The following is a 14,644-nucleotide window of genomic DNA, read 5'->3' on the forward strand; positions in this document are numbered from 1 at the left end:
CGTTCCGTCCGTCCAATCTCCGCCAAGCATGCTCAAGCTTCACGATTTTTGCAACAGAGCCCAACGGAGATACCCGCGAACGATCTTTTCCATAGCCGCATCGTCATTGCGGTGGCGATCTAGCAATGCGTCAAGGTCGGCTACGGACGGATTGGGATCAAGCATGGTCGGCCTCGATCTGTAGGGCGAGCTGGGCGAGGCGATCGGGAGCAAGCAAGTCGTCGGCCGCAAGGTCGATAGCGAAGGGTTCGCCGGGTTCGGGCGGCCGTCGATCGGCGGCGAAAGCGGCAAGATAGGGTTGCGCCGCGTCGGTTTCGATCCAGCGCCAGAAGGCAGGCCCTTGGCCGAATAGCCCGGCCTCGAACATATCGAGCCGGGCTTGCGCGAAATCATCGCACATTAGGCGAAGTGGATCACGGCCGATTCAGTGGTCCGCCCCTGCGGGCGCACGACAATATCGACCTTGCAGCCAAGCCGGGTGAGCATGGCTAGAAGCCGCTCAACCGAGACGCTGCGGAACTGGCCTCGCAGGATGCGCGACAATTCCGGTTGGGTAGATCCCGTAACCTTGGCGGCGGCGATCTGCGTCAACTTCCGCTCCTGCATGGCCTCGGCCACACGGGTAACGAGCTGGGCTTTCAAAAGGTGGGTGTCGGGGTCGGCAAAGCCTAGATCGGCAAAGACATTGCCGCTGCCTTCCTCAATGATTTCGTCCTGTGCGCTCATGCTGTGCCTCGCGGGGTCTGGTGTTGCCGGTGATGCTCCTCGGCGGATTTCAGCCGCGTTCGGATCAAATCCATATCGGCCTGCGGCGTGGCCTTGCCCTGCTTGGATTTCTTCTGGAAGGCGTGCAGGACATAGACCGCCTCCGCGAATTTGACCGTATAGACCGTGCGGAACGTATCGCCTTGGTGGTCGTCTATGATCTCGACCACGCCAGCGCCGCCAAAGCCCTTCAACGGCTTAGTGCTGGCGTGCTGCCCGCCTTGCTGCGCAAGGTGCAGGGCATAGCCCATTACGTCCTGCACATCGTCCGGGAACTCCCGAAAATCGCGCTTTGACGATGCCACCCATCGAACCGGCCGTTCCGTATCCATCGCGGCTATTATGCACAAATATACATAACCCGCAAGCGGAAATTATGCGCGTATGTGCATATTGCCAGCTCGCTATGCCGATTGAGGCGACCGCGATCGGGGCGGCTCAATCGAGCGCCCTGCGCGACGAATGTATCAACGCCGGGGATGCAGGGCCGTAATTTTATGCTAGAGGCCCGGCGCGGCCCACGCCCCCCAATTTGTGCGGCCGTCCACTTCCGACGATGGCCCGCAAGGACTAGGTTTCGTGGACAAAGGGTATCCATAGTTTGACTGAGGCGAGTGCGACGAAGCCGAGGTAAGATTCCTTGGTTTTGTCGTAGCGGGTGGCGACCCGCCGCCAGTTCTTGAGCTTGTTGAACAGACGCTCGATGAGGTTGCGCCATTTGTATTTCGTGCGATCGTGCGGGGCGGGATTGCGCCGGTTGACCTTGGCCGGGATTACCGCCTCTACACCGGCTGCCTCGATCTCCTTGCGGATGGCGTCGGCATCGTAGCCCCGATCAGCCAGGAAGGCCCCGATCCGGTCGCTAATCATGCGGAACAGCGGAGCAAAGCCCTGCACATCGTGCGCCTGTCCGGGCGTCAGCACGAAGCCGAGCGGGAGGCCTCTGGCGTCGCATCTGGCGTGGAGCTTGGTGGAGAAGCCGCCTCGCGATCGGCCAAGCGCCTCGGTTTGCTGAGTCCCCTTTTTATGCCGACAGCACAATGATGTGCCCGGACCACCGTGCTATCGATCATGTCGGCGGATGTATCGCGCCCCGCCAACTCGCCCAACGTCTCGAGCATGGCATCGAACACGCCGGTCGTGACCCAGCGTCGATAGCGCCGGAACACGCTGTTCCACTTGCCGTACTCATCGGGCAGATGCCGCCATTGCGCGCCGGTCCGGGCGATCCACATCATGCCTTCGAAATAGGGGCGGTTATCCTGTGCCGGGCGGCATCCACGACCATGTTCAGGCGGCAGAAGCGCCCCGATCACTTCCCATTCTTCGTCTGTAACGCCGATCCGCTCGCCCAAGGCTGCCTCCAAAAGCCAGCCTTGAATCAGCGACCGAGTCCACAGTCAAGCTTTGTCCACGAAACCTAAGCTCAAATCCATATCCAATATGTTTCTATATTATAATGGCTTGACGGGCAGCTCGTCTTTCCGGTGTCGGATGCTTGGGTGCTTAGGTTTTGAACCTGTAAACCTAAGCCCCGCACGCTGGTCCGAAGAATGAGAGAATTTCCCGGTCAGCGTCGGTGGCCGAGTCCGGTCAGGAATATGTCGACCGCGGAGGAGACAAGTGCGGTCCGTTCGACTTCGGTTGGCGCAGCGCGCAATCCCAGCAGCACCTGGAGGTGGAGATTGCCGCGGATCATTCCGACGAAATGGTCGCCGGCCGCCTGTGCGTCGCACGAGCCGATCTCGCCGCGCGCCTCGGCAGCAGCAAGCACCTTCGCAAGCGTCGCGCTCGCGAGACCCGGGCCGAGATCGTAGAAGCGCCGCACCAGATCCGGAAAGCGCGCATACTCGGTTGTCGCGATGCGATAGACGCCGAGCAGCGCGGGCGACAGCGAGATGTCGATCAGCTGGCGGCCGAAGGCGAGCAGCATCGGCCGGAGCCCGCCGGGTCCCGGATCGTCCAGCGACAACGCCGCGAGCGCGCGCCCGGCATGGTCGGACACGATCGCGGTGAACAGCCCCTCCTTGTTGCCGAACTGGTCATAGATATTGCGCTTCGATCCGCCCGCGCGTTCGATGATGTCGTCGATGCGCGTCGCGGCATAGCCCTGCTCGAAAAAGATCGCCGCGGCGGCCTCTAGTAAGGCGTCGCGCCCCACCTTGCCCCGGTTTCCGGCTGCCGCCTCATTCACAACAGATACTCCCCACTACTTCTGGATAGATTGACTGGTAATGATCATTACCGTAAGGGTCAATGGTAACGTCCATTACCGGAGGCGATCATGGCGAGTCTGACCAAACGCAAGAAGACCGGATTGCTGCTGATCGCGGCGGCGGTTCTCGTCGCACTGCTCCTCTGGATATTGGCGGCGGGCGATGAGGCGGCGGAGACCGACAATGCCTATGTGCGCGGCGACGTGACCTCGCTCGCGCCCAAGGTCGCGGGCTATGTCGTCGCGGTCGAGGTCAAGGATAATCAGGCGGTGCGCGCGGGCGATATCTTGTTCCGCATCGACGACCGCGACTATCGCGCCAAGCTCGCGCAAGCCCAGGCCAATGTCCAGGCGGCGCGCGCGCGCGTCGCGAGCAGCCGCGAGGATATCGCACTCCAGCATATATTGGTGCGGCAGGCTGCCGCGCAGCGCCGCGCGGCGTCGGCGGACCTCGCGCTCGCGCGCAAGACCAGCGACCGGCGCTTGGCGCTGGTCGACGGCGGCGCGGTGAGCCAGGCGCAGGTGGACGAAAGCAACTCGGGGCACGCGCGTGCCGCAGCAGGGGTTGCCGCCTCGGAGGCCACGCTCGATGCGCAGCGCCAGCGGGTCGAGCTGCTCGGCGCGCAGCATGCCGCAGCACTCGCTGCGCTCGCGCAGGCCGAAGCGGCGCGCGATCTTGCGCAGATCGACCTCGACAATACAGTGGTGCGCGCGCCGATCGCGGGCGTCGTCGGCAATCGCCAGGTCCGCGTCGGACGCCTCGTCTCGCCGGGCGCGGCGCTGCTCGACATCGTGCCAGTCGCCGATCTTTATGTTGTCGCCAATTTCAAGGAGACGCAGCTCGAATATATCCGCCCCGGCCAGGCGGTGCGAATCCGCGTCGACGGCTATCCCGACGTCGCGATCGAGGGCTTTGTCGATAGCCTCGCACCGGGCAGCGGATCGGCCTTCGCGCTGATTCCCGCCGACAATGCGACCGGCAATTTCGTGCGCGTCGTCCAGCGCGTCCCGGTGAAGATCCGTCTGCGGACCAATCCGCTTGCGGGGCGGCTCGTGCCCGGGCTTTCGGCGCGGGTCGAGGTCCTGCACGGCCGCCGGACATGACCGCGGCCGCCGCCCCGGCCAAGATGCGCGTCGCGGCGACGCCAGGCTGGCTGCTCGTCGTCGGCATATTGCTCGCCTGCCTGACCGAGGCGCTCGCGAGCACGATCCTCGCGCTCGGCCGCGCCGACATTATCGGCGATACGGCGGCGACCCCCGACGAGTTCGCCGGGCTCGACGTAGGCTTTACCGCGTTCAAGCTGATCGGTTTCGCCTTCGCGCCGTGGCTGCTGACGCGTGTCGATCCGCGGCAAGTTCTGCTCGCCGCGACGCTGGTCATGGGCGCGGCCTCAGCGCTCGCTGCCGCCGTCACCGGCCTAGACCTTCTCGTCGTCCTCCGCGCGGTGCAGGGGCTGTCGGGCGCGACCTTGCTCGTCGCGGGGCAGGCGATCCTGTTCTGGACCTGGCCCGCGGCCCGCCAGCCCTTCCTGCAGGCGCTGTTCGCGATGGGCTCGGTCGTCGCGCCCGCGACCGCCGCGCCCCTGTTCGAGGGCTGGCTGGTCGACCAGCGCGACTGGAGCTGGATTTTCGCGGCCGTGGTGCCGCTGTCGCTCGGCGCGGCGGGGCTGCTGATCCTCGCTGGCGACACGCCGAAGCGCCCCGCGCCGCCGCGCCCCCTCGACCTTGTTGGGCTGCTCGCTCTCGGCGCGGCGCTGCTCGCGGCGACCTATGTGCTGACGCAAGGCAGCCGCTGGGACTGGTTGGAGGAACAGCGCATCGCTTGGCTGAGCGTGTTCGCGATCGGCGGTCTGGCGCTCGTAGCCGCGCGCCAATTTCGCGCCGGCGCCTCGGGATTGTTCGACCTGTCGGTGTTCCGCACGGAAGACTTCGTCTTTGCCTTCTTCGTGAGCTTTGTCGCTGGCGCGGCGCTGTTCGGCAGCGCCTTCGTCATCCCCGCCTTCGCTCTGTCGGTGCTCGGCTTCACCCCGACCGAGGCGGGGGCGCTGCTGCTGCCGAGCGGCGCCTGTTTCCTCGCGACCCTGCTGTTGTCGGCATGGCTGATGCAAGCGCGCGGACTGCCGCCGGTCGCGACGGTGCCGCTCGGGATATTGTCTATCATGATTGCGATGTGGATGCTGTCGGGGTCCAACGCCCAGAGCGGCGCCGCCGACATGATGCCCGCGATCCTGCTCCGCGGGCTCGGGCTCGGGTTCCTCTTTCTGTCGATCACCTTGATCGCATTCACCAAATTGCCCGCGGCGAGCGTCGCCTACGGCATCGGCATCTTCAACATCGGCCGCCAGCTCGGCGGGCTGACCGGGGTCGCGGCGCTCCAGACCTCGATCGACCATAGCCTCGTCCACAACCAGACGATGCTGGGCGCCGCGATCACCTCCGGCTCGCCCGCGCTCGCCGAGCGCATCGCGGCGATCACGAACCTGCTCGTCGCGCGCGGGGTGGAAGCGAGCGCGGCGGCGAAGAGCGCGACCGCGATGGTCGGCCGCGCGGTCGGCGGGCAGGGCGCCGTGATCGCCTTCGACACCGCCTTCAACCTCGTCGCGCTGCTCTTCGTCGTCGGCGCGCCGTGCATCGTCGCAATCAAGATTCTCCTTGCGAGGACGATGGGGAAATCCGCTCCAGCAGAGGCTGCATCATGACCCAGTCCATCCGCACCCGTACTGCACCGACCGCGCTGCTTGCCGCCGCGCTCGTCGGCTGCACCACCGTCGGCCCCGATTACCGCCCCCCCGAAACGCAGCTGAGTGAGGCCTGGGCGAGTCCGGTCAGCAGCGAGGCCGTCGACGGTATGTGGTGGCGGCGCTTCGACGATCCCTTGCTCGCCGAACTGGTCGAGGCGGCGATTGCGGGCAACAAGGATATCGAGGAAGCCGGCGCACGGCTGCGCGAGGCGCGCGCCAATCGCGACGCGGTGTACGGGCGCGAATTGCCGCAGGCCGGCGTGTCGGCGATCGCGACGCAAAACCGGCTGAGCGAGAATGGTCAGCTCCCCGTCGGCAAGGTTCCCGGGCTCGGCCGCAACCTCGCGATCTACGACGTCGGCTTCGATGCTTCGTGGGAGATCGACCTGTGGGGCGGCACGCAGCGCGCGATCGAGAGCAGCGAAGCGCGCGCCGAGGCGGCCGAGGAGGCGCGGCGCGGGGTGATCCTCCAGGTAATCGCCGAGGTCGTGCGCGCCTATATCGATCTGCGGACCGCGCAGGCGCTGCGGAGCAACGCTGTCGCCGACGCCAAGGCGCAGGCCGGCATCGCACGGCTCGTCAGCGACCGGCTGCGCGTCGGCGCAGCGTCGCGCGTCGATTACCTGCGCGCCGAAACGCAGGCGCGCTCGACGGCGGCGGCGGTCCCCGCTTATGAAAGCGACGAGGCGGCCGCCGCCTTCCGCCTCGCTCTTCTCGTCGGCCAGCCGCCCGAGGCGCTGCACGCACGGCTGCGGCAGCCCGCGCCGATGCCGGCGGCCGATTTCGATGTCGCCGCAGGGTTGCGCTCGGACCTGCTCCGCCGCCGCCCCGACATTCGTCTCGCCGAGCGCGACCTTGCCGCGTCGACCGCCGACATCGGCGTCGCGACCGCCGAGCTTTTCCCGCGCCTCTCACTGATCGGCGGCATCGGGCTGCAGGCGCGCCGGCCCGGTGACCTCCCCTCGGACAGCAGTTTGCGCTTCCAGGTCGGGCCGTCGCTACGTTGGCCGATCTTCTCGGGCGGGCGCATCCGCGCCCAGATCCGCGCTGCCGATGCACGTGCCGACGCCGCGAGCGCGCGCTACGAACGTGCGGTGCTCGGTGCGCTCGCCGACAGCGAGACGAGTATCAACCGCTTTGCGGCGGCCGGCTTTGTCGCCGCCGAACGCGCGGCGGCACGAACCGCCGCCGCCGAAGCGGTCGGGCTCGCGCGCCGCCGTTACCGTGCGGGCGAGGAGGATCTGACGGCGTTGCTCCAGGCGCAGATCGCCTATAGCGCCGCCGACCGCTTCCACATCCAGGCGAAGGCGGGCCGGCTTCAGCAGCTCGCCGCGCTTTACAAGGCGCTCGGCGGCGGATGGGAAGCGACAGAGGGGAAGGCCTCGCCGCGATGACCCGCGCGGCGAAGCTGGCCGACCGCCGCGAGGCGCAGCGGCGCCGCATCCTGGAGGTCGCGCGGCGCCACTTTCTGGCGCACGGCTATGGTGCGGCGACGATGTCGGCGATCGCGGCCGAGGTTCGCGGGTCGAAATCGGCTTTGTGGAACCATTTCGATTCGAAGGCGTCGCTGTTCGCCGCGTTCGTCGATGCCGACAGCCGTGACTTTCATGTCGACACGCTGGCCGTGCTCGACCGCGCGGGAGAAGCGTTCGAGATTCTGGCGGCTTTTGTCGATACATTCGTTGCGGCTATCTCGTCGTCGGCGGCGCTGAAGCTCCAGCGGCAAGTCGCGGCCGAGGCCGACCGGATCGCGGTCGGTGACCTGCTCTACGACCGCCTCGTCGGCGTTGTCGAAGCACGCCTTGCAGAATTCTTTGCCCTGTATATGCGGGCAGGGGCGTTTCGCCGCGGTGATCCGCGCCGCGCCGCACGCTTGGTGATAGCGATCTGCCTCGGGCTTGACCCGCACCGGCTGTTCTTGCCCGTTGACGCCATCGGCGCGGCGCCCTCGACGCAGGCTGGCTTCGTGATCGATGCGCTGAAGACGCTATTTGCCCCTGAAGATGGGGACGAGAGCGAAATGCAACGAGATGACCGTGCCGCGGTGCGGGCGGTCGTCGGCGCGCAGGGCCGCGCCCCTTAGTCCGTCCCGGGGACGTCTCTTCAGGGATGGCGGTCCGCCGATTCCAACCTGCCCGCCTCCGATCCCACTAGGTCGTTCCACGGCAGCGGCAATTTGGTGACGGCGGGGCGCGGCGGATCAACGCCGTTTCCTCAAAAGTCGGCGGTGAAAGGCATGCCAGTCAATCGGGTCGGCGGCGCGCCTTCACTCAAGGAAAATGCCTCCGATACCGCCGTTCAGGGTCGGCCATACCTTGGTGTGATAGCGCACAGGGACGCGCGCCTCCTAATGTGATCCGGCCCACAACGGCTCAGGCGGCGCGCACCGCGAAAATGCGATGCGACCTGCCGCCCTTCGGCCGAAATCATCGTGCTTGGGCCGCTTCGCTGGTTCTCTCGGAAGGCGGACAAAAATGGCAGGAAAATTGACGTGCGGACCTTGCCCTGCCGATCATCGGCATGAAAACGCCGCATCTTTGCAATCGACAAGGGCCTGTTTTGAAAACGGTCCGCGAAATTCGAACGGCGAGCGGATTAATTCGCGCAGCCCCGCGTATATTTTTCGATGACCCGTTTTCCCGACAATCAGGTAACCGAGCATGTCCCGGCGTTGCTCCGATACGCGCGGTCGCTGCTACGCGACGACAGCGCTGCGGAGGATCTGGTCCACGACGCGCTCGTACTCGCCTACACCCACGCCGATCAATATCGGCCCGAGCGCTCACTGCGGACCTGGCTCTTTTCGATACTGCATAACCGCTTCGTGAGCGATGTTAGACAGCGCGGCGTTCGGGATCGACATCTCGCGGCCATGGCGGCACTACCCGCCGAGACGCCACCGTCCGAGCAGGAAACCCGTCTTCGCCTGTCCGAGGTCGAAAGATCGCTCCTCGAGCTCAGCGACGATCAGCGCGCGGCGCTGCATCTCGTCGTGTGCGAAGGGCTTTCCTATCAGGAAGCGGCTTCGGCGCTGAGCATTCCGATCGGCACGCTGATCTCGCGCATCTCGCGCGCCAGAACCCGGCTGCGCGAACTGGACGAACGCGAAATCGGCGCGCCCGCGACACCGCAGCTTCGCATCGTCAAGGATTAGATATGGACAAGCCTTGCATCAGCGAGTTCGAACTTCAGGCCTATGTCGACGATCAACTCGACCCCGTGGGACGGCTCGAGGTCGCCGACTATCTTGTCCGCAATCCCGACGTCGCGGCGCGCGTCCTGGCGGACCTTCGCACCCGCGATGCCATGCGGGCACTCGCTTTCGCGCCCACCGCGCCGGTCCCCGATCGGATTGGCCGGTCGGCCGAGCAGCTGACCACGGCCTTGAGACGCGGTGGCGCTCGCCGGCGGTTCGGCCGCGCCGCACTGACGGCCATGGTCCTGATCGGCCTTTCGCTCGTCAGCGCGCCCTATTGGCAGGACTGGCATGTCGTGACGCCGGCCAAGGCGGCGGTGCCCGAGTTTGTCGAAGAAGCGCTGATGTCGCACCGAACCGCGATGGTCCGGTCGCGGATGCCGTCCCAAGTCGAAATACCGAACTTTGATCCGGCCGACGTGAGGAACGCAACGCATATCGCGGTGCCCGAGATGCCGCGCGGATGGCGTGTGGAGGATGTCCAGCTGTTCCCCTCCGATTACGGACCGAGCTTGCAGATCGTCATCGATGCCGGGCCGGAAAGGCAATTGTCGTTGTTCGCGGCGCGCGCCAGCGAAGGCCTTCCGGGAGTGCCCGTGATGGCAAATGTGAAGGGCGACGATATCGCCTATTGGGCCCGCAAGGGGACGGTCTATGTGCTGATGGGAGGCTCTGCCGACTTCCTCGCACCCGCCGCGTCCGATCTTGCGGACAATCAGGACGCGCGATGATGCTCGACCTTGACGATATCGACGGTGCGATCCGGCGCCAGACGGAGATTTGTGTCGTCGGCGCCGGAGCGGCGGGGATCGCGTTGACGCGCCGCCTCCTTGCCGCGGGACACGAGGTGCTACTGCTCGAAAGCGGGGGCAAGGATTTCGAGGCGGCGACCGCCGACCTCAACGCCGGTGCCAATATCGGCGAGGATTATTATCCGCTCCACGACGCGCGAATGCGCTTCTTCGGCGGCACGACCGCGATCTGGGGTGGGCGCTGCGCCGAACTCGATCCGATCGATCTCGAGCGTCGCGACTGGGTACCCCACTCGGGTTGGCCGATCGGCTGGAGCGATCTGGCTCCTTACTACGCCGAGGCACGCCCGATGTTCGGGCTGCCGGATCGGCGTTACAATATCGCCGACCTGCGTTCGCATGGCGTGCCTGTTCCGCACTTCAGCGATCAGATGCTCAACACGCCCATCTGGACTTTCGATCCGCGCTTCAACCGTTTCACCTTCGACGCCTGCGACGACATAATATCGCATCCGCGCTGCCAGGTCATTTGCCATGCAAGCGTTACGGGCATCGAGCGGCGCGCGGGCGCGGTGCAGCGTCTAGAGGCGCGTTCGCTGAAAGGCGGACGGCTGATCGTTTCCGCCGATGTCGTTGTGCTCGCGGCGGGCGGAATAGAAAATGCCCGTCTTCTCCTCACCTCCGACATCGGCAACCAATATGATCAAGTCGGTCGTTACTTCATGGAACATCCGCATGCGCGCGGCGGCCGCATCGTCGGCGGTGATAGCTGGAACCTCCTCAAATCCTTCGCGCGGCGCCACCGTATCGACGGGCAGGATGTCGCGGCGCTGATCACGCCCGCCGCCGAAGTTCAGCGCCGCGAGGGTCTGCTGAACAGCTCGCTGACGATCGTCGCGCGCCAGCCCGCCCGCGCCACGCAGTTCGTCGGCATGCGCGTTTACGGGAGCCTCAAGCACGATCTCGAACCGACCAGACGCGGGCGAGCGCTTTGGATGGCGACGAAGAAGGCCGCGAACTGGGCGCAGCGGCACATCGATCCGGCGCGTCCCTGGCTGTTGCACAAGGCGGGATTGGCCGACATCGCGCTTCTGGTTCGCGCCGAGCAAGCCCCGAACCCCGACAGTCGCATCACCTTGGGAGGCGAGGTCGATGCCTTGGGTGTCCGGCGGGTCAAGCTCGACTGGCGGCTGTCGGCGCTCGACAAACGGAGTATGGGCGGACTGGTAGGCGCGCTTGGCGAGGAGCTGACCAGGCTCGGAAGCGGGCGCGTCGAGCCGGCGGCCTGGCTGGCGGGCGACGGGCCTCGGTGGCAAAGCGATCCGCTGATCTCGTCGCACCCGATCGGCGGCTATCATCATATCGGAACAACGCGGATGTCGACCAGTCCGCGCACCGGCGTTGTGGATGCGGATGGACGGGTTCACGGGCTGCACAATCTCTATGTCGTGGGCTCATCGACATTCAGCACCGCTGGGTGGGCAAATCCCACCCTTACGATTGCCGCTTTGGCGCTGCGTACTGCCGATCGTATCTCGGCCGCGCTCGTCCGTCTCCGCCGTGCGTCCGATATTCACGCGGCCTACGCCTGGAACGACGACGTCTTGCTCGGGCGAAAAGCGTCCTGAACGATGGCGGGTGGAACCGGGGCATTGTTTCCTGTCGGCGAGTGGCCAGCCATCTTCATGATCCTATATGATCACGGCGTTGCTCGACCGCGCCACAACGGCTTTCATACTTGGAGCGGTGATCGCCCATGTCGCGATCTTGCGCCTCGGCTGATCCGCCGCCATGAAAGGCGATCATCCGCGCACTCACCGCGGACCGCCCCGTCCGCGAATCCGGCCTGTCTTCTGCTCCGCCTTGATATAGCCGTGCGCGTCTGGCCATTGCCCGTTCCGGCGAAGCGTTCGCTATAGTTTCTTTGGCCGCCGTTCGTCTCCCGGCGTTGCCGGTGACCATCTTGCTGAGCGGGTCCATACATCGGCCAAAGCTATCCCGATGATTGTCACTCGCGAAAAGGGAGCAGCCCCGTCGACGAAACAGGCCCGCAACTGAATTGCCTAGGTTTCGTGGACAAAGCTTGACTGTGGACTCGGTCGCTGATTCAAGGCTGGCTTTTGGAGGCAGCCTTGGGCGAGCGGATCGGCGTTACAGACGAAGAATGGGAAGTGATCGGGGCGCTTCTGCCGCCTGAACATGGTCGTGGATGCCGCCCGGCACAGGATAACCGCCCCTATTTCGAAGGCATGATGTGGATCGCCCGGACCGGCGCGCAATGGCGGCATCTGCCCGATGAGTACGGCAAGTGGAACAGCGTGTTCCGGCGCTATCGACGCTGGGTCACGACCGGCGTGTTCGATGCCATGCTCGAGACGTTGGGCGAGTTGGCGGGGCGCGATACATCCGCCGACATGATCGATAGCACGGTGGTCCGGGCACATCATTGTGCTGTCGGCATAAAAAGGGGACTCAGCAAACCGAGGCGCTTGGCCGATCGCGAGGCGGCTTCTCCACCAAGCTCCACGCCAGATGCGACGCCAGAGGCCTCCCGCTCGGCTTCGTGCTGACGCCCGGACAGGCGCACGATGTGCAGGGCTTTGCTCCGCTGTTCCGCATGATTAGCGACCGGATCGGGGCCTTCCTGGCTGATCGGGGCTACGATGCCGACGCCATCCGCAAGGAGATCGAGGCAGCCGGTGTAGAGGCGGTAATCCCGGCCAAGGTCAACCGGCGCAATCCCGCCCCGCACGATCGCACGAAATACAAATGGCGCAACCTCATCGAGCGTCTGTTCAACAAGCTCAAGAACTGGCGGCGGGTCGCCACCCGCTACGACAAAACCAAGGAATCTTACCTCGGCTTCGTCGCACTCGCCTCAGTCAAACTATGGATACCCTTTGTCCACGAAACCTAGCCATCGTCGGAAGACCAACAAACAATCTAGCCGATGCCACGCGCCGCCCCTGTCCGGGCAGGCGAGGGCTGCTTGCCGTTGTAATAAAATTACTGCTCAATCTGGCCCTAGTTGCGCGTGCAATTTCCCTATTGTTGAGTCATCGTCCTCCCTACAGCGACCGAAAGGAGGACTAGGCTATGGTTGATTCTTCCAATATCTATCGAGAGCAACAGAAAGCGGTTGCCCTAGAGTTCATGGAAAAAGCTCTTGCGATACTCGTTGAGGTCGATGATTCAGCCGCAGATTGTTATCTGCAACAATCAATAGATACGTGCATGGCGTCACCGCGCATGACATTTCCCGAAGATGAATTTTGGGATTGTGTTGATGAATTGCCACATTTGACCGATCGCGTCTTGTTCCTGCATCGGCAGAACGGGCTTTCGATCGAGCAAATCGCCAAACGACTAGGCATCGAGCAGAAAGAGGCGGCCGAACGGCTTTCCGTGGGGCTTGCCCTTGTTCGCGGCTCATTCAGCCTGATGGAGCATTAATCGCCGGAATCGGGGTGAGGAAGCATCTTGCCGAGCGTGGCGACCAATTCACCGGGCATGTAGGGCTTGGCGATATAGGCAGCGCCGTTCGGCAATTCGCCTGCACCTGGTCGCACGCGGCCAGAGGTAACGAGGACCGGCATGGACGGCCATCGGTCGCGGACGGCAGCGGCCAAGGCAAGGCCGGTCATCCCTCCGGGCATTTCAATATCGGTGAACACCGCGCCAATGTCATCGCGGCCGTCAAGGATCGCCAGAGCGTCCGCCGCCTCGCACGCCTCAAAGACGCGATAGCCCGCGTCCATAAGAATGTCGGCCACCATCGTCCTGACTAGGGGTTCATCCTCCACAACCAGCACGGCCGCGCTGCCCGATCCTAATCCCATTTTCCCGGCTCCCCGTCCTTTTCGGCCTTCTCCTGTGCCGCATCACGCAACATTCCCGCCCAGCAAGCGAGGATCAAACCTTCATCGGGTGCGGTTTCCCCGGTGATGACAGCGTAAATCCCCAGCACATTGGAGGTTTCCTCCACCGTTGAGACGCCTTTCCCTTCCAGCAACCCGGCGAGGACCGCCAGCGCCCCGCCCATCGCCCGCACCATTGCCGGATCGGAGAGCTTCGCGCCGGGGAATACGTCTTCATCTGGCGTCCCCTCGCTCATGCGGCCTGCGCGCCTCCCTTGGGTGCGATTATCACTTGGTTTCGGCCGCCCTGTTTTGCGGCGTAAAGGGCTTCATCGGCCGCTTTGAGGGCCGCCCTTGGATCAGGAAAATCAAACACGTCCGCAATACCAGCGGAGAATGTAATTTGGCCCAATGGTTCATCCGTCTTGCGGTTTCGCAAGCGACGTTCGGCCATTTGTTCGCGCAAGCCGTCAAGTTTCTTATGCGCTTCGGACAGGCTGACGCCTCGGAACAGCATAACAAACTCCTCTCCACCGTGGCGCGCTACATGGCAATTATCGTCCGAAATCGTAGCAAGCATTTCCGCGATAAGTCGAATGACCCGATCGCCTGCATCATGGCCGTGCGTATCATTGATGCGCTTAAAATGGTCTATATCGCAGAAAGCTACGGTCAGCGGGTCAAAGCTCGCTCTGGCGTCACGATATTCCCGCTCTAGGACCGTCTCGAAAGCCCGGCGATTGGGAAGGCCGGTCATGTGGTCAATCTCCGCCTCGCGCCGCGCCTGTTCCAGACTACGGCGGAGCGCCTTGGCCTCCTCCTCGCTGCGCCGCATGTCGGTTTCCAGCTTGCGGGTTCGCTCAAGCATCGCCTTCGCCAAATCGGCTAGGCTGGAAAGGATTTGCCCCGTTCCCTGAACCTGATCCAGCTCGGCCACATGCTGTTCCAGCTCGTCGGTATAATCGGCCGTCGCGCTGCGCGTGGCGTTGGCGTTCTTCGAGAAACTTTCAAGCGTCGTTTCCAACCTCGCCATGAGGTGCTGGATGCCATCGTGCTTGTCGATCGTCTCGTCTGCCGCCGTGATTTCGTCCAGCCATTCCTGTGTCACGGCTAGGCCA

Annotated in this window: 15 protein-coding genes and 2 pseudogenes; 9 read left to right on the top strand and 8 right to left on the bottom strand. The window is 64.5% G+C overall.

Annotation, left to right across the window (positions count from 1 at the left end):
* Positions 1-157: 157 nt before the first annotated feature.
* From V473_RS21730 to V473_RS21755, 5 genes and pseudogenes are all read right to left on the bottom strand, one after another.
* Positions 158-400 (bottom strand): hypothetical protein, encoded by a 243-nt coding sequence (locus V473_RS21730; protein ID WP_013041566.1) that lies wholly within the window; start codon positions 398-400, stop codon positions 158-160.
* Positions 400-726, bottom strand: coding sequence for a helix-turn-helix domain-containing protein (locus tag V473_RS21735; RefSeq protein ID WP_006964370.1), 327 nt, complete (start codon positions 724-726; stop codon positions 400-402). The genes V473_RS21730 and V473_RS21735 overlap by 1 nt, the downstream gene beginning before the upstream one ends.
* Positions 723-1,097, bottom strand: coding sequence for a type II toxin-antitoxin system RelE/ParE family toxin (locus tag V473_RS21740; protein WP_013041565.1), 375 nt, complete (start codon positions 1,095-1,097; stop codon positions 723-725). Before V473_RS21740 ends, V473_RS21735 begins: the two co-directional genes overlap by 4 nt.
* A gap of 238 nt (positions 1,098-1,335) precedes the next feature.
* Positions 1,336-2,081, bottom strand: a pseudogene (locus V473_RS24660) (IS5 family transposase).
* 254 nt (positions 2,082-2,335) lie between these two features.
* On the bottom strand, positions 2,336-2,959 hold the full coding sequence (locus V473_RS21755; RefSeq protein WP_066609328.1) for a TetR/AcrR family transcriptional regulator: 624 nt from the start codon (positions 2,957-2,959) through the stop codon (positions 2,336-2,338).
* A 90-nt stretch (positions 2,960-3,049) separates the two neighbouring features.
* Here V473_RS21755 and V473_RS21760 point away from each other — a divergent pair, with 90 nt between their 5' ends.
* The 9 genes and pseudogenes from V473_RS21760 to V473_RS21805 all read left to right on the top strand — a co-directional run bounded on the left by V473_RS21760 (position 3,050) and on the right by V473_RS21805 (position 13,122).
* Positions 3,050-4,084: an HlyD family secretion protein gene (locus tag V473_RS21760; RefSeq protein ID WP_082679288.1), complete on the top strand. Its 1,035-nt coding sequence runs from the start codon at positions 3,050-3,052 to the stop codon at positions 4,082-4,084.
* Positions 4,081-5,679 (top strand): MFS transporter, encoded by a 1,599-nt coding sequence (locus tag V473_RS21765; protein WP_066609329.1) that lies wholly within the window; start codon positions 4,081-4,083, stop codon positions 5,677-5,679. The genes V473_RS21760 and V473_RS21765 overlap by 4 nt, the downstream gene beginning before the upstream one ends.
* The gene (locus V473_RS21770; RefSeq protein WP_066609330.1) at positions 5,676-7,115 is read left to right on the top strand and encodes an efflux transporter outer membrane subunit; all 1,440 of its coding nucleotides are present in this window, start codon (positions 5,676-5,678) and stop codon (positions 7,113-7,115) included. The genes V473_RS21765 and V473_RS21770 overlap by 4 nt, the downstream gene beginning before the upstream one ends.
* Positions 7,112-7,804 carry a TetR/AcrR family transcriptional regulator gene (locus V473_RS21775; protein WP_169793978.1) on the top strand — a complete coding sequence of 231 codons (693 nt, stop codon included), beginning with the start codon at positions 7,112-7,114 and terminating at the stop codon, positions 7,802-7,804. The genes V473_RS21770 and V473_RS21775 overlap by 4 nt, the downstream gene beginning before the upstream one ends.
* A gap of 543 nt (positions 7,805-8,347) precedes the next feature.
* The gene (locus V473_RS21780; protein WP_066609332.1) at positions 8,348-8,875 is read left to right on the top strand and encodes a sigma-70 family RNA polymerase sigma factor; all 528 of its coding nucleotides are present in this window, start codon (positions 8,348-8,350) and stop codon (positions 8,873-8,875) included.
* 2 nt (positions 8,876-8,877) lie between these two features.
* Positions 8,878-9,648 (top strand): anti-sigma factor family protein, encoded by a 771-nt coding sequence (locus V473_RS21785; RefSeq protein ID WP_066609333.1) that lies wholly within the window; start codon positions 8,878-8,880, stop codon positions 9,646-9,648.
* Entirely contained in the window at positions 9,645-11,297 is a 1,653-nt protein-coding gene (locus V473_RS21790; protein ID WP_066609334.1) for an FAD-dependent oxidoreductase, read from the top strand. The genes V473_RS21785 and V473_RS21790 overlap by 4 nt, the downstream gene beginning before the upstream one ends.
* Before the next feature lie 543 nt (positions 11,298-11,840).
* Positions 11,841-12,586 (top strand): annotated as a pseudogene (locus V473_RS23800) (IS5 family transposase).
* Positions 12,587-12,765: 179 nt separating this feature from the next.
* A complete protein-coding gene (locus V473_RS21805) occupies positions 12,766-13,122 on the top strand; it encodes a sigma factor-like helix-turn-helix DNA-binding protein (RefSeq protein WP_014194370.1) in 357 nt (118 codons plus the stop codon).
* Here V473_RS21805 and V473_RS21810 read toward each other — a convergent pair.
* Genes V473_RS21810 through V473_RS21820 form a run of 3 tightly spaced genes read right to left on the bottom strand, consistent with a single transcriptional unit; the run spans position 13,119 to position 14,634 of the window.
* Positions 13,119-13,508, bottom strand: coding sequence for a response regulator (locus tag V473_RS21810; protein WP_066609335.1), 390 nt, complete (start codon positions 13,506-13,508; stop codon positions 13,119-13,121). The two genes, V473_RS21805 and V473_RS21810, sit on opposite strands and share 4 nt — an antisense overlap.
* Positions 13,499-13,783 carry a hypothetical protein gene (locus tag V473_RS24495; protein WP_014194372.1) on the bottom strand — a complete coding sequence of 95 codons (285 nt, stop codon included), beginning with the start codon at positions 13,781-13,783 and terminating at the stop codon, positions 13,499-13,501. The genes V473_RS21810 and V473_RS24495 overlap by 10 nt, the downstream gene beginning before the upstream one ends.
* A complete protein-coding gene (locus V473_RS21820) occupies positions 13,780-14,634 on the bottom strand; it encodes a GGDEF domain-containing protein (protein WP_244884601.1) in 855 nt (284 codons plus the stop codon). The genes V473_RS24495 and V473_RS21820 overlap by 4 nt, the downstream gene beginning before the upstream one ends.
* Positions 14,635-14,644 lie beyond the last annotated feature (10 nt).

The organism is Sphingobium cupriresistens LL01, from assembly GCF_001046645.1.
In the GTDB taxonomy this organism is placed as follows: domain Bacteria; phylum Pseudomonadota; class Alphaproteobacteria; order Sphingomonadales; family Sphingomonadaceae; genus Sphingobium; species Sphingobium cupriresistens.